This window comes from Streptomyces sp. NPDC088725 (assembly GCF_044751305.1).
Taxonomy (GTDB): Bacteria; Actinomycetota; Actinomycetes; order Streptomycetales; family Streptomycetaceae; genus Streptomyces.
Genome location: NZ_JBIVLO010000005.1, coordinates 290887 through 308338, shown reverse-complemented (window position 1 = coordinate 308338; position 17452 = coordinate 290887). Strand labels below are relative to the sequence as shown.

Sequence of the window (17452 nt, the reverse complement as noted above, 5' to 3'; positions counted from 1 at the left end):
CCGCGCTGTCCGAACTATTTCTCAGTGTCCTGTCTGAGACCGCGCCTCAGACGCTAGACGAGAACGACATACATAACGGTTCCCCTACAAACCACCCAGGCGCCCTCGACAGACCAATGTGAGAGGGGTCACCCTGTCATTCATCCACGCGGGGAGGCATGGATGGGCAAGAGCCGCAGAAGTATTCCGGAGGAGCTCCTGTTGCTCGCTCTGGACCCGGCCACGGGTACCACAGCGCAGCCGCAGTCCCTCGACCTCGGCCTCGCCGGGGCACAGCTTGTAGAGCTGGCCCTGGCAGGACGGATAGCCCCTGACGGGGATCGTATCGCCGTGGTGATGCCACGGCCGACAGGAGATCCGACTCTGGACTCCGCGCTGGAACTGCTGCGCAGACGCGGCAGCCCGGTTCGGGCGGTCCACTGGATTGGCGGACCCCGACTGGGGCTGCGCCAAACCTATCTCTCGCATCTGGAGCGGTGCGGCATGGTCCATGCCGTGGCGGGTCAGATGTGCGGGGTGCTGCCGACGACGCGCTACCAGGCGACGGAGACGGCGATCAGCAGGGAGATCAGGTCCAGGCTGGACAACGCGATCCGCACCGGCGTGCCGCCGGACCCGCGGACCGCGGCGCTTGCCGCGCTGGCCCACGCGGTCGGACTCGGCAAGCATTTGTACCCCGGGAACGAGGGGCGTTCATCGCGCTCCCGGCTCCGGGACCTGATCAGGCACGACCCGATGGGCGGCCTCGTGGCACACGCCGTGATGGACGTTCAGAACGGTGTGGCGGCACAGCCGCGCCGCAACCCCGCCCAGGGCGCGCAGAGCGCTCAGGGCGCCTCTGCCGGGCGGCAGGGGGGCGTGCCGGCGCAGCCGCAGCACGCGGGGAGCATGGCCCGCGTCGCGGCGCACTGAACCACCCGCACCACAGCGACACCAGCACCACAGCGACACAGCGACACCAGCGCCAACCGCAGCACCGGCAACACAGCGACACAGCGTCAACCGCAGCACCAGCGACACCGCAGCACCCAGCAGTCCGCCGCACCGTCCCCAAAAGCCGGTCCGGGAGCCGCACAGAGACGCGCGGGGCAGCCATTACCCGGCTGCCCCGCGCGTCGCGTTTCGGGTCCGTCATCGCCCTCTGTGGTCATTTCCCAGCGCAGTTGGTCCCATTGGTGGCAGTCTGCTGAGCGTTAGATACGTACAGCTACGCAGCCGGAGGTGCAGTTTCCCGTGGCGCCCAACGTCAATCCCACTGTCAGGCGACGCCGATTGGGCCAGGAGTTGCGCCGGCTCCGCGAACTCAAAGGCATGACGGCAGAGGAGGTGGCGGACCGTCTGCTGGTCTCCCAGTCGAAGATCAGCCGCCTGGAGAACGGCCGCCGTTCGATCAGCCAGCGCGACGTCCGCGACCTGTGCGGGGTGTACGAAGTAGAGGATCACCGCATCGTGGACTCGCTGATGCAAATGGCCAAAGACTCCCGCCAGCAAGGCTGGTGGCACGCCTTCGGCGACATCCCGTACAGCGTCTACATCGGTCTGGAGACGGACGCGGCCTCACTCCGGGTCTACGAGCCCCAGGTCGTCCCCGGGCTGCTTCAGACCCGCGCGTACGCGGACGCGCTCATCAACGGCGCACTGCCCGAGTCCGCCCCGGCCGACGTCGAGAAGCGCGTCGGCGTACGGCTGCGCCGACAGGACCGCGTCACCACCTCCGAGGACCCGCTGCGGCTGTGGGCCGTGGTGGACGAGTCGGCGCTGCGCCGGGTCGTCGGCAACAAGCGCATGATGCGCGAGCAGTTGGAGTACCTGGTCGAGCAGTCGCAGCTGCCGCACGTCACCGTGCAGGTGCTTCCTTTCGAGATGGGCGCGCATCCCGGAATCACCGGGCATTACGCGATTCTCGAATTCCCGGACGCCGCGGATTCCAGCGTCGTCTATATCGAGGGCGTCACCAGTGACCTTTACCTGGAGAAAGCCAATGACGTTCAGCGGTACAGCGTGATGTACGAACACCTCCGCGCGCAGGCGTTGAATGCCGATCAGACGCGGGAGTTCATCGCGGATATCGCCAAGGAGTACACGCAGCGCTGAGGCGGACCCGCGCATTCGCCCCGTATGCCGGGTACCTCCTGGAGCCGTCGGCGGGTGGGGGCATGGTACGGCCCAACTACCCCCACCCGTAAGGCCCTTGCGCCATAGCTCATCCGGACGAGTGAACGCACGCCCATGCCTCCTGGCCGGGCTAGTAGCGTCGATAACGCCAGCAAGAAGTTGGCGGGATATCACACCACTTGCTGAACCGGAGTGAACATGGCAATTCTTCAGGGAGCTACGAACACATGGACCAAGTCTTCGCATTCCGGGGGTAATGGCGCATGCGTTGAGGTCAAGTCTCCCGTTGCCCGTTTCATCGCGGTCAGGGATTCAAAGGCCCCCGAAGGACCCTCGATCTCCTTCGTCCCCGCGTCATGGAACGCGTTTGTGCGCGACCTGGGCGCGAGCGCGTAGCCCGCACAGCTCACGACGAAACAGGGCCCTCTCGACCGGTTCGCCGTCCTGGCCGAGGGGGCTCAGCCATGCCAGGACATGTCGCGTGAGCGGCGAGTACCGCAGCGAGCACCCCTTTCCCGCACCCGGGACCCGCATCCCGGGCGGCCTTCCGTTCCAAGCGGACGGAGCTGACGAAGCGTCCGCCCATCGTGTGGCCGTCGTCACGTTCACGACAACTCTCCAGTAGGTCAAGAAACCGTAAAACCGTTCGGCTTTGTGACCTGCGTTCACACTCATGACCGCCGAACCCCTTGACCCATCGCCGCGCCAGGCGGTTCAATCCCCCAAGTCCCCACTCCCGCAGGGGTCACCGCTGATACGGGCGTACTGACGAAGCGCCGACGACGTTCACAAGGCGGACCCCTGGAGGGGGCACATGAACAGCCTCGACTGGATCGTGCTCATCGCGTACTTCGGAGTGATGATCGCGATCGGCATCTGGTCGCACAAGCGCGTGGACAATGTCAGCGACTTCTTCACCGCCGGCGGCAAGATGCCCTGGTGGCTGTCGGGCATCTCGCACCACATGTCCGGCTACAGCGCCGTGATGTTCACCGGGTACGCGGGCATCGCCTACCTCTACGGTGTCACCTCGTTCGTGACCTGGTCGCTGCCGATCGCCATCGGCATCGGGATCGGCGCGAAACTCTTCGCTCCCCGGCTCAACCGGCTGCGCTCCCGGCTGCACGTCGCCTCACCGCTCGAATACCTCAAGAACCGCTACGACGTGAAGACACAGCAGGCCCTCGCCTGGTCCGGTCTGCTGCTGAAGATCGTGGACGTCGGCGCCAAATGGGCCGCCGTCGCCACTCTGCTCTCCGTCTTCACCGGCATCTCGCTCAACCAGGGCATCCTGATCACCGGCGTCATCACGGCCGTCTACTGCACGGTCGGCGGTCTGTGGGCCGACGCGCTCACGGAGCTGGGGCAGTTCGTCATCCAGCTCTTCGCCGGCGTCGCCATGCTCATCGCCGTCATGGGCAAGCTCGGTGGCTTCAGCGCGCTGTGGACGGTGTGGGACAAGCTGCCCTCCGGCCACGCCCACCCGACCGCGGGACCGTACACGGTGACGTTCCTGGTGGCGTTCCTCTTCATCAAGACCTTTGAGTACAACGGCGGTATGTGGAACCAGGCGCAGCGCTACATGGCGACGGCGAACGCCCGCGAGGCCACCCGCTCGGCCCGGCTCTCCGCGATTCTCTGGCTGGTCTGGCCGCTGGTGCTGTTCTTCCCGATGTGGTGTGCGCCGCTGCTGGTCAAGGCGCAGGCACCGGACGCGTCGGACTCGTACGCGCTGATGACCGAACAGCTTTTGCCGCACGGCCTGTTGGGCCTGGTCATCGTCGGCTTCTTCTCGCACACGATGGCGATGTGCTCCTCCGACGCCAACGCCATCTCGGCCGTCTTCACCCGGGACATCGCGCCCGTCCTGTCCTCGGCGGCGCGCGGCTGGGGAGCGCGGGCCGGACTGCTGGCGGCCCGGATCTCGACCATCTCGTTCCTCGCGCTGTCGATGGCGATCGCCACCCAGGTCAACTCGCCGACATTCAAGGACATCATCACCGTTGTCATCAAGTGGGTGGCGGGTCTGATGGGACCGATCGCGATCCCGTTCATGCTCGGCCTGCTCAAGTCGTTCCGGAAGTCCGGTCCTACGGCCGCGATCATCAGCTGGGCGGCGGGGCTGCTGGCCTTCTGGCTGGTCAACTACCCGATCAACTGGCACGTCGACGGCGGGGTTCCGCTCGAGTACCAGGTCTCCGTACCGCTGGCCGTCTCGCTGGTCCTGTACATCGTGATCGGCTTCCTGAAGCCGGAGGACACCCCGGAGCGCGACGTGCTCCTCGCCCGCATCAACGGGCAGGGCGACGGCGACGGTTCAGGCCTCACCGAGGCCTCTCTGCACCTGCCGGGACAGGCGGGACCGCTGCCGGAACAGGCGGGAGAGCGCGACGCGAAGGTGCGCGGAGACGAAGGCCGCGCGGCCGACGACAGCTGAGCGCCGACGCCTTCGTCCCAGGCGTCCGGTACGGGATCCGGCTCCGGAGGGGGGAGCCGGATCACGTACGCCGGTTCAGCCGCCGCGCCGGCAAGCGCTCGTTCAGCCACCGCGCGGGCCGGCGCCCGTTCAACCGCCGCGCGGGTAACGGGCCAGCCAGGCAGAGGAGTTGATCGCCGGGCTGTGCAGGGCGGCTCCCTGCGTCATCTCCATCGCGAAATCGTCGGCCAGCTCCAGCAGCGTCGCGCGGCCCTCCAGCTCCGCCAGCCAGGCGGGCGGCAGCGCCGTCTCCCCGTGCAGCACGCCGAGCAGCGCCCCGCAGAGCGCGCCGGTGGCGCCGGACGGCCCGTCGTGGTTGACCGCGAGCCGTAAGCCGTGGCGGACGTCCTCGCCCACGAGCGTGCAGTACACGGCCACGGCGAGCGCGTCCCGCGCCGTACGCCCCGCGCCGAGCGCCACGATCCTGGCAGGCCCCGGAATCCCCTGCCGTACGGCGCCCAGCGCGTCCCGCAGGGCCTCCGTGACCGGCTGGTGTCCGGGACGCTGCGCCAGCAGCGCGAGCGCCCGCTGCGCGCCGGTCTCCAGGCTCTCGCCGCGCGCGAGGCCGTGCACGATCACGGCGAAGGCGCCGGCGGAGAGATACGCGGACGGGTGCCCGTGCGTCAGGGCCGCGCACTCCATGGCCAGCTGGAACACCAACTGCGGTTCCCAGCCCACGAGCAGACCGAACGGCGCGGACCGTACGAGGGCGCCCGCGTCCTGCGCGCCGGGGTTCTTGGGCCGGTCGAGCGTGCCCATGGTCTCGTCGCCCAGCCCGTTCAGACAGGCGCGCGCCGGATCCCTGCGTACGTACAGCCACTCCTCCAGCGCGAGCCAGCCGTTGTCCTTGCGGCGCACGTCGGGCCCCCAGTCGTGCTGCGTGGCGGCCCACCGCAGATACGCGCGGTGCACATCGCTGGGGGGATGCCAGGCGCCGGTGTCCCGGCGCACCTGGGCCCGGATCAGGCCGTCGACGGTGAAGAGCGTCAGCTGCGTGGCCGCGGTGACGGCGCCCCGGCGGCCGTAGGCGGGGACGAAGTCCACGACGGCGTCCATGCCGTACGCGGCCCTCATCTCCTCCAGCGTGAGCGCGGTGACCCCCGCGCCCAGCGCGTCGCCCACGGCACCGCCCAGCAGGCAGCCCCGTACCCGGCTGCGGAAGTCCTGCTGCTCGGCCCGGCCCCAGATGGCCCCCGACGGTGTGCTCACGCCGCTCCCTCCCCTCAGCCCGGCCGACGACCGCCCAGCGACTGCGCAGCACTGTAATCGAACGGGAACAGGCCGTTGAGTGGATCACCGCGGTTCAGACACCCCCTGGGGCATGTCTTCACTCGCCGGCGGCTTCGGCCTGCGAGCTCTCGCCCGGGGGACGGTCGGGTCGGGTCTCCGCTCGATGTTGCCCGGGACGCTGAAGCGTTCCGGGCAACGTGTGTGAGCGGCAGCGACGAAGCCGCCGGGAAAGCCGGTATCAGGCCACGGCCGGTGGATTCGCCGATTCGGCGGCACGGCGGTATTCGGCGTTGATGCGCTGGGCTTCTTCGAGCTGGTCTTCGAGGATGACGATGCGGCAGGCGGCCTCAATGGGCGTGCCACGGTCGACGAGTTCGCGGGCGCGGGCGGCGATGCGCAGCTGGTAGCGGGAGTAGCGGCGATGACCGCCCCCGGAACGGAGCGGGGTGATGAGGCGGGCTTCGCCGATGGCGCGGAGGAAACCCTGGGTGGTGCCGAGCATTTCCGCGGCCCGGCCCATGGTGTAGGCGGGGTAGTCGTCGTCGTCGAGACGTCCGTACGAATCTCCTGCTGTCATCTCACCTCTCTGTGGAACACGCTGGAGGGGCCTTGGTGCCGTATGGCACCAAGGCCCCGAAGGAACTGCTACACCACCTGCCGGCTCTCATGCCGAGCCGGCCTTCTGTGTCCGCACGCCCACCCGAGAAGGGGCGGGGATTGCGGGGATCGCGGATGCGTGACCGGAGACCACCTCACTATCGATGTCCTGCGGTACCCGGGCTCTGTGATTCCGCCCGGGCGATCCTGATGGCGCTCAACTCCTCCGTTCTTCCCTCTTGATCAACTACTTACCGAACGGGAACTGCGTACTGCTTGTACTGCTGGTGATGCGCACTGCTGGTGGCCTGAGTGAGCGCCACTCTTCGGCAGCCAGCCCCGTCGCCCGTCCTGCGTCTGCTCTGGCTTGGAACCCCACCGCCGAACCTCCCGGCACGCGCGCCCGCAGCCGACGCCTTTACCGAGGAACCACTGACATCACACTGCTGGTACTGCGAACCGCACCTACTGAACTGCCACCGCGTTGACCGCGGTACTGCTCACGGCGGCCCCTGACCACTGCGGGCCACCCGGTGCGGTCGTCAGTCCCGTCGCCGTCCTGCGACAACCCTGGCTTCGGAACTCCACCACCGCACCGTCCTGCGTACTGCGTGTACCGCTGCCCGCCAGTTCGTCTCTGCCGGGCCTTGCTGATCTCGGCTACGAGAGAAACCATAACCACACCACCACCCAATGTCTACTCCAGCCGACATAGATTTTCGCGTGTGTGACGGTGAGGTAATCGGGCCCCGCCGGGCTGAGAAGTCCCAGGGGCGGGGCCCAACGGGCGCGGTGCCCGCCGTCCTATTCCGCCGCGGGCCGCAGCCGGTAGGCGTACGTGTACGTGCGGCCCGCGTGCAGCAGGTACTTCTCCAGCGGCGAGGCGCCCCAGGAGTCGTTGCCGCCGACGCCGGTCTGACGGTGGTTGATGCCGAGCACCGTCTCGGCGCGCCGCTTCAGTTCGTACGGGTGGTCCAGGCCCTCCAGGTCGAACGGGGAGTAGTGCAGGGCGCTGGTCTCCAACAGGGGCTCGTCGTCCGCCGGATCGGCCAGGACGGTGAGGGCCGCGCCCGATCCGTCGGTCAGGGTCAGACGCCGTACGTCGGTCATGTTGCCGGTCTGCTGGGGCCTCGAGTAGGCCGCGAACTGCGCGTCGACCGTGGACCTGTAGCGGCCGGCGAGCGCGCCCGTCTTGCGGTCCCAGTAGTTCTCGTGCGGGCCGCGCCCGTACCAGTCGAGCCGTTCGAAGCCCTTCGGTACGGTCACCAGCACGCCGACCAGCGGCAGATCGGGCAGCCCTTCGGGGGCGGTCAGGGTGTGCCGTACCCGGATCTCACCGTCGCCGCGCACCGTGAACACGGTGTGCCAGGTGGACGCGGAGGGCTCCGTCGGCAGTGTCGCCGTCACCTCGACGGTCACCTCGCCCGGCGCCGGCTGCCCGGCCTCGACGGACGTGACCGTACGGTTCGTGCCCGCCTCCCTCCAGGTCCGCAGCTTGATGTCGGCGTCCCGCCCGCTGTCGTTGTCGGTCACCGCGCGCCAGAAGTTCGGTACGGGACCGCCCGCGAGCAGCGCCTGCCCCTGGTAGCGGTACGAGGTGAGGGTGCCCGTCGCCTTGTCCAGGACGACGTCCAGGTCACGCCCGGAGATCCGCACGCTCGCGTCGCCGTCATCGAGGGTGAGCGCGGGCAGGGTGGCCGCATCGGGGTCGGCGGGGGCCGGGGCCTGCCAGTCGTCCAGGGCGATCTGGCCCACGGCGACGGTGTGTCCCGCGTCGGCCCACAGGCTCGCCTCGCGCAGCGCGAACTCCACGTTCAGCAGGTACTCCGCCCCCGGTTCCGGCGCGTCGGGCCTGCGGCAGGGGATGGTGACGGTGGAGTCGCCGCCGGGGGCCGTGTCGGGCGCGGCCAGTGTGCCGTGCTGCGCTTCCACACCGTCCTGGAGCACGGACCACCGCAGCTCGTACGCGTCGAGGCTGCTGAACAGGTGCTTGTTGTGGACCGTCACACTCCCCGCCGACGCGTCGGCGGCGGTCACCGTCACCGGCTGGTAGACCTTCTTCACCTCGAGGAGGCCGGGGTGCGGTGTGCGGTCGGCGGCCACCAGACCGTTGCAGGCGAAGTTCCCGTCGGTCGGGTAGTCCTTGACCCAGTCGCCGCCGTACGAGAGGTACGTGCGGGTCGGGTCGCCGGGCACGGGCAGCCGGATCGCCTGGTCGACCCAGTCCCACACGAACGCGCCGTGCAGGTTGGGGTAGCGCTCCATGATGTCCCAGTACTCCTGGAGGTTCCCGGTGCTGTTGCCCATCGAGTGCGCGTACTCGCAGAGCATGTGCGGCTTGGTGTTGCCCGACTTCCCGTACGCCTCGACATCGGCCGGCGAGCTGTACATGTGGCTCTCCAGGTCGGCCACCGCGCTCATGCCCTCGTAGTGGACGGGCCGCGAGGCGTCGCGGTCGTGCACCCAGTCGGCCATGACCTGGAAGTTGTCGCCCTGGCCCGCCTCGTTGCCGAGCGACCAGATGACGATGGACGGGTGGTTCTTGTCGCGCTCGACCATCGAGCGGAGCCGGTCCACGCAGGCGTCCGTCCACTCCGGGAGCGAGCCAGGAAGGCGGTCGTTCACCCCGTGCGTCTCGAGGTTCGTCTCGCCCACGACGTACAGGCCGTACTCGTCGCACAACTCGAGCCAGCGTGGGTGGTTGGGGTAGTGCGAGGTGCGGACGGCGTTGATGTTGTGCTGCTTCATCAGACGGATGTCCTCGATCATCCGCTCTTCCGTGACGGCCTGACCGTGGTCGGGGTCCGACTCGTGGCGGTTGGTGCCGCGCAGCAGGATCGGCTTGCCGTTGAGGGTGAACGTGCCTGGACCGTAGTCGACTTGGCGGAATCCGAGCCGGGTCTGCTGGATGTCGACCGCCGTGCCCGCGTCGTCGGTGAGGGTGACGACCAGGGTGTAGAGGTGCGGCTGCTCGGCGGACCACAGGGCGGGCGCCTTCACGTCGGACTTGTGGGTGACGGTCGCGTCGCCGCCGCTTCCGCCGAAGTCCACGTCACCGGTGAGCGGTCCGAGGACACTCTTGCCCTGCGCGTCGTACAGCTCGGCCGCGACGCGGTACCCGCCGGGCGTGCCGCCGCTCCGGTCGCGTACGGCGGTGGTGACGGTGAGCACGGCATCGCGGTACGCGGAGTCCAGATCCGTCTGTACGGACAGGTCCCGCACATGCACCGGCGGGACGGCGTACAGATACACATCGCGGAAGATCCCGGACAGGTCGATCATGTCCTGGTCTTCCAGCCAGCTGCCGTCGGACCACCGGTACACCTCCACGGCAAGGGAGTTGGTGCCCGCGCGCAGCTGTCCGGTGATGTCGAACTCGGCGGGCGTATAGCTGTCCTCGCTGTAGCCGACGCGCTCGCCGTTGACCCAGACGAAGAAGGCGGACTTCACGCCCTGGAACGAGAGCAGCGTCCGCCGCCCGTCCCAGTCGTCCGGCACGGTGAACGAACGCCGGTACGAGCCGACGGGGTTGAAGGTGTGCGGGACCTTCGGAAACTCCGGGTTCTCGTAACCTTCCCAGGGATAACGGATGTTGAGATAGATCGGCTCCCGGTAGCCCTGGATCTCCCAGTTCGACGGCACGGCGATGTCGTCCCAGCCGCCGTCGTCGTAGTCCGGTTCCTGGAAGCCGGTGGGCCGGGCGTCCGGGTTCTCGGCCCAGTTGAAGCGCCAGGTCCCGTTCAGCGACTGGTGGTACGGCGACTTCGCGAAGTCCCCGCGCAGCGCGTCCTCGGCGCTCGCGTACGGGACGAGTCTGGCCCGCGCGGCCTCGCGGTTGACCTGGAAGACCTGGGGGTTGGAGTCCCACTCCGGTGTGTCCGCGGCAGCGGTGGGGGCGCGGCCGGCGGCGAACGCCTGCTTCTGGGAGGCGAACGCCGCCCATCCCGCGAGGGCGGCGGATGCGGTGAGAATCGATCGTCGGGTCGGTCGTGCGGGGGTCATACGACAACTCCGAACGGAAGGCGACAAGAATCACCAGCGTCCGACGGAATCCCCCACCTCACAAGGGGGCGCGCACCAATTCCGTCCGGGCGGCGGCCGACCGGAAGCCGCGTCGTCAGTCGTCGCCGGGACTCTCCCCCGCCTGCCGGCCCCTCCTCTTCGTGTCGTGGCGCACCAGCTCGCCCGCCGCGAGCGTCACGGCCGAGACGGCGCGCACCCAGCGGGGCCCGCCGCGCGCCGCCCACACCACACACACGCACCCGCCGGCGACCACCACCACGATGCCGAGCAACCACAGAGTGATCATGTCCCCCGCCTCCGCGTTCGTTCGTACGGTCCAGTTCGTACGGTCCTGGTGATGGTCCAGGACAGGTGTCTCTCCCGTGTCCCCGGTGCGCGTCAGTCCCGCAACAGCGGCAGCAGTTCCGGCAGGTGGCCGTCCGAGGCCGCCGCCGTCCGTACGCGTTCCTCCGGGACCTCGCCGTACAGCGTCGTGCGCGGCTTCGCCGGGCGGCCGGCCAGGTCGGCGATGGCGATCAGGTCCTTGACCGACCGGTACGAGCCATAACTCGACCCCGCCATACGGGAGATGGTCTCCTCCATCAGGGTGCCGCCCAGGTCGTTCGCGCCGGAGCGCAGCATCTCGGCCGCGCCTTCCGTGCCCAGCTTCACCCAGCTGGTCTGGATGTTGGGGATGTGCGGGTGCAGGAGCAGCCGGGCCATCGCCATCACCGCGCGGTTGTCGCGGTCCGTCGGGCCCGGCCTGGCGATGCCCGCCAGGTAGACCGGGGCGTTGGTGTGGATGAAGGGCAGGGTCACGAACTCCGTGAAGCCGCCCGTCTCCTGCTGGATCCGGGCGAGCGTCCTGAAGTGGCCGAGCCAGTGCCTCGGTTGGTCGACGTGCCCGTACATCATCGTGGAACTGGACCGGATACCCAGCTCGTGCGCGGTCTTGACGACCTCGATCCATGTCGCCGTCGGCAGCTTGCCCTTGGTGAGGATCCAGCGGACCTCGTCGTCCAGGATCTCGGCCGCCGTTCCGGGGATCGAGTCGAGTCCGGCCTCCTTCGCCGCCGTCAGCCACTCGCGGATCGAAAGGCCCGTGCGCGAGGCGCCGTTGACGACCTCCATCGGGGAGAAGGCGTGCACGTGCATGCCGGGGACGCGTTCCTTCACGGCCCGCGCGATGTCGAAGTACGCCGTGCCCGGCAGGTCCGGGTGGATGCCGCCCTGCATGCAGACCTCGGTGGCGCCCACCTCCCACGCCTGTTCCGCGCGGTCGGCGACCTGGCTGAGCGAGAGGGTGTACGCGTCGGCGTCCGTACGGCGCTGTGCGAAGGCGCAGAAACGGCAGCCGGTGTAACAGACGTTGGTGAAGTTGATGTTGCGCGTGACGATGTACGTGACGTCGTCGCCGACCACATCGCGCCGCAGCTCGTCGGCGATCCGCGTCAGCGCGTCCAGGGCCGGACCGTCCGCGTGCAGCAGCGCCAGCGCCTCGTCGTCCGTCAGCTTCGCCGGGTCGTCGGCGGCCTGCGCCAGCGCCTGCCTGACGTCGCCGTCGAGGCGCGAGGGCGCCATGCCGGGCGCCGCGGCCTCGCGCAGTGCCTCCCAGTCGCCGTAGACGTGGTCGAAGTCCTCGCGCCGGTCGGACGTACGGCCTTCGGTGTCGATGGTGAGGTGCAGGTCCGTGCGCCCGGTGGCGGTGAACCCCTCGTCCGGCTCCTGCCACGGCAGCCCGGTGGGGTGCACGCCCTCCAGGGCGAGACCGGTGTCGGGATCGGCCAGCGCCCGTACGTGCGGCATCAGCCGCGGGTCGAGCCAGGGCTCGCCGCGCTGGATGAACTCCGGGTAGATCGTGAGCCGTTCACGCAGTTCGAAGCCGGACTCCGCTGTCTTCGCGGCCAGTTCGTCGATGTGCGGCCAGGGACGCTCGGGGTTGACGTGGTCGGGCGTGAGCGGCGAGACACCGCCCCAGTCGTCGATGCCCGCGCCGATCAGCAGCGCGTACTCCGCGTCCACCAGATTCGGCGGCGCCTGGATGCGCGCGGAGGGGCCGAGGATGTGCCGCGCCACGGCGATCGTGGCGGCCAGCTCCTCCAGTTCGGCGTCCGGCATCCCGCGCATCGCCGTATCGGGCTTGGCACGGAAGTTCTGCACGATGACTTCCTGGATGCCGTGGTAGGCGCGGGCCGTCCTGCGCAACTCGAAGAGGGCGTCAGCACGTTCCTCGTACGACTCGCCGATCCCGATCAACACCCCCGTTGTGAAGGGGACGTTGGAGCGACCGGCGTCCTCGAGCACGCGCAGCCGTACGGCTGGTTCCTTGTCCGGGGAGCCGTAGTGCGGGCCGCCGGGCTCGGACCACAGGCGGGTGGCCGTCGTCTCCAGCATCATCCCCATCGACGGCGCGACGGGCTTGAGCCGCTGGAGGTCGGTCCAGGAGAGCACCCCGGGGTTGAGATGCGGCAGCAGCCCGGTCTCCTCAAGGACCCTGATCGCCATGGCCCTTACGTACGCGAGAGTGTCGTCGTACCCCTCGGCCTCAAGCCACTCCTTCGCCTCGGGCCACCGGTCCTCCGGCCGGTCGCCGAGCGTGAACAGCGCTTCCTTGCAGCCGAGCGCCGCGCCCTGCCGGGCGATCTCCAGGACCTCGTCGGGCGACAGGAACATGCCGTGCCCGGCGCGCCGCAGCTTGCCGGGCACCGTGACGAACGTGCAGTAGTGGCACTTGTCGCGGCACAGCCGCGTCAGCGGGATGAAGACCTTGCGGGAGTACGTGATGACCCCGGGCCTTCCCACCGCCGCCAGCCCCGCGTCGCGCACCCGCGCGGCGGAACCGGCCAGATCCCGGAGGTCGTCCCCGCGCGCCTGGAGCAGGACCGCGGCCTCCGCCGCGTCCAGCGCGACGCCGTCCCGCGCCCGCTTCAGCGCGCGGCGCATGGCGTTGGCGGTGGGCCGTTCGCCCTGTCCGGCTGTCGGTGCTCCGGCGTGCCCACCGGCCGCTGTCACGGCCGGGTCTCCGGTCGCTGCTCCGGTCCGGTCTCCGGTCGGCCGGTCGGCCCGTTCTCCGTTCAGTCCTCCGGCCGGCCGGTCGATCGGTCCTGTCCCGGATTCCTCAGGCTCGCGCGTCGTCATACTTTGAGCATACGTAGGCGGGCGCGTACGTATTCCGAAACTGCCCAGGTCATGCGGGTGCGCGACGCCGGATGGGCGGAAGCGCCTCCGGCCACGCGTTCAGCCATTCGTTCAACCACGCGCCCGCCCGAGGAGCCCCCGTACCCCTCGCCCGTCCTCCCGGCCCGCCACCGCCCGTCCGCCGGGCCCGCCACCGTCCGTCTGCCCGCCACGCGCGAACCTCCTTCCCTTGCCCGCCCATTCACGGCCGACGAGCAGAATGGGAGTGCGCGACCCAGCGACCGCAGGGGAAGGGGCAGTCCATGTGCAACGACCACGTCGACGCCGGAGCCGAACAGCCCGATGGCGCCGGAGCCGAACCCGCCGAGAACACACCGCTCGGCAGACGCGGCCTCCTCGCGACGGGAGCCGCGGCCGCCCTTACGTTGGGAACCGTGACCTTCGCGAATGCGGCGACACCGCCGCCCGCCCACGGCAACGGCAACGGCACCGGCACCGGCCCCGACGCGCCCAGGACGGAGACCAGGACCGTCCGCGGCACACTGCCGCCCGGCGCCCCCGACTTCGTCTACCTCCCGGTACGCGTTCCGGCAGGCGTCAGCGAGATCCGCGTCGCCTACACGTACGAGCGCCCCACCGTCCCGGCCGGCACCCAGGGCAACGCGCTGGACATCGGCATCTTCGACGAGCGCGGCACGGCCCTCGGCGGCCACGGCTTCCGCGGCTGGTCGGGCGGCGCGCGTACGGAGTTCTTCCTGCGGGCGGACGACGCCACCCCCGGCTACATCGCGGGACCGGTGCGCGCGGGCACCTGGAACATCGCGCTGGGCCCGTACACCGTGGCGCCCGGCGGCCTGCCGTACGAGGTCACCATCACACTGACGTACGGCGCCCCCGGCAGCACCCCGAAGCCCGCGTACCCGCCGGAGCGCGCCAAGGGGCGCGGCAGGGCCTGGTATCGCGGCGACTGCCACCTCCACTCGCTGCACTCCGACGGCAAGCGCACCCCGGCCGAGATCGCGGACCTCGCTCGCGCCGCCGGTCTTGACTTCATCCACAGCAGCGATCACAACACGCACTCGGCGCACGGCGCTTGGGACGGTCTGTGGAGCGACGACCTGCTGATCCTCGTCGGCGAGGAGATCACCACCCGCAACGGCCACGTGCTGGCGCTCTCCACCGACCCGGGCACGCTCATCGACTGGCGTTACCGCGCCCGTGACAACCGCTTCGGCCATTTCGCGCGCGAGGTACGGAAGGCCGGCGGCCTGGTCGTACCCGCCCACCCGCACGCCACCTGCATCGGCTGCAACTGGAAGTTCGGCTTCGGCGAGGCGGACGCGGTGGAGGTGTGGAACGGCCCGTACACCCCGGACGACGAGGTCTCCCTCGCCGACTGGGACAACACCCTGGTGGCTGCGGCCCGTTCAGGCAAACCGTGGACCCCGGCGATGGGCAACAGCGACGCCCACAAGGCCCCGGACGCGATCGGCGGTCCGCAAACAGTGGTCCTGGCCGACGACTTGAGCCGTACATCGATCCTGGCGGGCATCCGCGCGGGTCACAGTTACGTGGCCGAGTCGGCGAAGGTCTCGCTGTCCTTCACCGCGTCGGGCGGCCGGGGCAAGCAGGCCGGCATCGGCGACCGGCTGCGGGTGGCGGCGGCCGACCCCGTGACGGTACGGCTGGACGTCACCGGCGCCCCGTCCTGTACGGCCCACTTCGTCACCGACCAGGGCACGCTGCACACCGCGCCGCTCCCGGCGTCGGGCACGGGCACGGTCGAGTGGACCACAACTCCCCAGTACGCGGCCTACGTACGTGCGGAAGTCCGGCACGCTCCGACGCTGCCGGACCTCCCGGGCCCGCTGGCGGCCTTCACGAACCCGGTGTTCCTCTGCGAGTGAGCCTTCCCGGCGCCCGCGCCACCGCGTGACTACCGCGAAGCGGTGGCCGTGCGCGCGGGCGTCGTCAACCGCCGGTCGGCGACCGTCATCACCAGCACCACGGCCCCGACTCCGATGAGGATCAGCGCGATGAGGTGCAGGCCGTGGTCGGTGACGCGGTCCCTGAAGACGATGCCGGTGAGCGTGGACGAAGCGATGGAGCCGATGTAGCTGAACGTACGGAAGAGCCCTGACGCCGTGCCGAGTTGGTCGGCCGGGGCCTGCGTGTACAGGGCGGTCTGATTGCCCGGAGTCGTGGTGCCGATGGTGATCCCGAACACCGCCGTCACACCGAGGATCAGCACGACCGGACTGTGCGTCGTGAGGAACAGGATCCCGACCGAGGCCACGAGCATGGAGAGCGCGGCGGCGATCAGCGGGCCCCTGATCAGGTTCCGCCGCGAGATCGGCCACGTCACGAAGGCCGCCACCGCGCCCATCGGCACGATCAGCAGTCCCGCCGTCTCCGCCGAGACGCCCCGCGCGGCCTGTATCCACTGGGTGACGCCGTACAGGACGGTGTACACACCGAGCAGTGTCAGTGCGGTCCTGAGGTACGTACGGGTCAGCGCCGGGTTGGAGGTGAGCCGCCGGACGTCGAAGAAGGGTGTGGCGACGCGGAGTTCCCAGCGGACCAGGGCCGCGCCCGCCACGACCGCGATGCCCAGGGCGAGCCAGTCCGGGTGGGGCAGCCCCAGGAGGAACACCAACAGCGCGGTCATGGCGCCGCCGAAGCCGACGATGCCGATGACGTCGATACGGGCGGCCACCTCGCGGGCCCGCCGGGGAACTGTGACGGCGGCGTCGCGGGGAATCCAACTCAGCGCCAGGACAAGGGTGATGACCGCGAGCGGGAGATTGATCAGGAAGGCCGCGCGCCAGCTGAACACACCGACCAGCAGGCCGCCGAGGGGCGGCCCCACCGTGGCCGTGACGTTCCCCGCGATCGCCAGCCCGCCCAGCACACCACCGGGCGGCGCGTCCAGGCCCGCCCCCATGGCGCGCCGCCGGATCATCAGCATCGCGGACGGGTATCCGGCCGACGTCCCGATGCCGATGAGTACGCGGGCGACGACCAGGGTGGTGAGGTTCTGCCCGAGCCCGCCGAGCACACCACCGAGGAAGACGATGCTGATCCCGGCGAGGAACACCCGTCGCGGACCGAACTCCTCGGACAGCTTCCCTGCGGTCGGCTGCGCGACCGCGCAGGCCAGATACAGGGCGGCGACGAGCACCGACGTACGGCCGACGGAGACGTGCAGGGACACGGCGATCGGGACGAGGGCGGTCGCGATGACCGAGCTGTTGACGGGGTTGAGCGCGGATCCCATGAGGAGGGGGGTGACGTAACGCCAGGAGAACGGATTGCCGGAGCCTTTGTCCGGAGCTCCGTCAGGTGCGTCGTCGTTTCCGTCCTCGCCCGGTGACGTCATCGGAGGCCGGTCCCGGTCCGCTGCTCCGGATCCGCCGCCGCCAGCCGTTCCAGCAGCTCGATCGTGACGTCGAGATCGCGGCGCTCGTCCGGCCCGACCATCGCGTCGATCGCCCGGACCAGCCACGCCTCGCGCGAGGCGAGCAGCGACGCGAACAGCTCACGGCCCTCGTCGGTGGCGCTTATCAGCACCTTGCGCCGGTCCGCCGTGTCCCGCTCCGTCCCGACCAGCGCGCCGGCCTTCAGGGCGGCCACGCTCTGCGCGACGGCCTGCTGGCTCACATGCTCGGCCGCGGCCAGCGCCGCGGCGGTCGCCGGGCCGCCCTCGATGATCCGCTGGAGAATCGCGAGCTGCGAGATCGTAAAACCGGACGAGGTCATCCCCGCCTCTTCCCGCAGCCGCGACCGCAGCCGGGTGACCGCCACGGACAGGCGCACAGCGACCTCGGCGGGGTTTCGTCGCCCTTCCACTTCGATCACTTCGATCATGCCGATGACCGTAAAATACCCAAGCTA

General features: G+C 69.7%; 12 protein-coding genes. 5 read left to right on the top strand and 7 right to left on the bottom strand.

What is annotated here, in order from left to right:
* The first annotated feature begins 162 nt into the window (after positions 1-162).
* The 4 genes from ACIP6N_RS14765 to ACIP6N_RS14750 all read left to right on the top strand — a co-directional run bounded on the left by ACIP6N_RS14765 (position 163) and on the right by ACIP6N_RS14750 (position 4552).
* Complete coding sequence (locus tag ACIP6N_RS14765) at positions 163-912, top strand: GPP34 family phosphoprotein (RefSeq protein ID WP_401815682.1); 750 nt, start codon at positions 163-165, stop codon at positions 910-912.
* A gap of 321 nt (positions 913-1233) precedes the next feature.
* Positions 1234-2094, top strand: coding sequence for a helix-turn-helix domain-containing protein (locus tag ACIP6N_RS14760; RefSeq protein ID WP_401816210.1), 861 nt, complete (start codon positions 1234-1236; stop codon positions 2092-2094).
* Positions 2095-2313: 219 nt separating this feature from the next.
* The gene (locus ACIP6N_RS14755; protein ID WP_401815680.1) at positions 2314-2511 is read left to right on the top strand and encodes a DUF397 domain-containing protein; all 198 of its coding nucleotides are present in this window, start codon (positions 2314-2316) and stop codon (positions 2509-2511) included.
* Between the two features lie 418 nt (positions 2512-2929).
* Positions 2930-4552 carry a sodium:solute symporter family protein gene (locus ACIP6N_RS14750; protein ID WP_401815678.1) on the top strand — a complete coding sequence of 541 codons (1623 nt, stop codon included), beginning with the start codon at positions 2930-2932 and terminating at the stop codon, positions 4550-4552.
* A gap of 129 nt (positions 4553-4681) precedes the next feature.
* Here the strand turns inward: ACIP6N_RS14750 and ACIP6N_RS14745 are convergent, their stop codons facing one another.
* The 5 genes from ACIP6N_RS14745 to ACIP6N_RS14725 form a co-directional block, all read right to left on the bottom strand.
* A complete protein-coding gene (locus ACIP6N_RS14745) occupies positions 4682-5800 on the bottom strand; it encodes an ADP-ribosylglycohydrolase family protein (protein ID WP_401815676.1) in 1119 nt (372 codons plus the stop codon).
* Positions 5801-6059: 259 nt separating this feature from the next.
* Positions 6060-6398, bottom strand: a complete 339-nt coding sequence (locus tag ACIP6N_RS14740; protein WP_401815674.1) for a MerR family transcriptional regulator — start codon at positions 6396-6398, stop codon at positions 6060-6062.
* An 824-nt stretch (positions 6399-7222) separates the two neighbouring features.
* Entirely contained in the window at positions 7223-10420 is a 3198-nt protein-coding gene (locus tag ACIP6N_RS14735; protein WP_401815672.1) for a glycoside hydrolase family 2 TIM barrel-domain containing protein, read from the bottom strand.
* Positions 10421-10535: 115 nt separating this feature from the next.
* Positions 10536-10727, bottom strand: coding sequence for a hypothetical protein (locus tag ACIP6N_RS14730; RefSeq protein ID WP_401815671.1), 192 nt, complete (start codon positions 10725-10727; stop codon positions 10536-10538).
* A gap of 92 nt (positions 10728-10819) precedes the next feature.
* Positions 10820-13558 carry a bifunctional FO biosynthesis protein CofGH gene (locus ACIP6N_RS14725; protein WP_401815669.1) on the bottom strand — a complete coding sequence of 913 codons (2739 nt, stop codon included), beginning with the start codon at positions 13556-13558 and terminating at the stop codon, positions 10820-10822.
* A 302-nt stretch (positions 13559-13860) separates the two neighbouring features.
* On the opposite strand from ACIP6N_RS14725, the gene ACIP6N_RS14720 reads away from it, so the two are divergent.
* Complete coding sequence (locus ACIP6N_RS14720) at positions 13861-15465, top strand: CehA/McbA family metallohydrolase (RefSeq protein WP_401815667.1); 1605 nt, start codon at positions 13861-13863, stop codon at positions 15463-15465.
* A 29-nt stretch (positions 15466-15494) separates the two neighbouring features.
* Here the strand turns inward: ACIP6N_RS14720 and ACIP6N_RS14715 are convergent, their stop codons facing one another.
* A complete protein-coding gene (locus ACIP6N_RS14715; RefSeq protein ID WP_401815665.1) occupies positions 15495-16937 on the bottom strand; it encodes an MFS transporter in 1443 nt (480 codons plus the stop codon).
* Positions 16934-17425, bottom strand: coding sequence for a MarR family winged helix-turn-helix transcriptional regulator (locus tag ACIP6N_RS14710; RefSeq protein WP_401815663.1), 492 nt, complete (start codon positions 17423-17425; stop codon positions 16934-16936). Before ACIP6N_RS14710 ends, ACIP6N_RS14715 begins: the two co-directional genes overlap by 4 nt.
* Positions 17426-17452 lie beyond the last annotated feature (27 nt).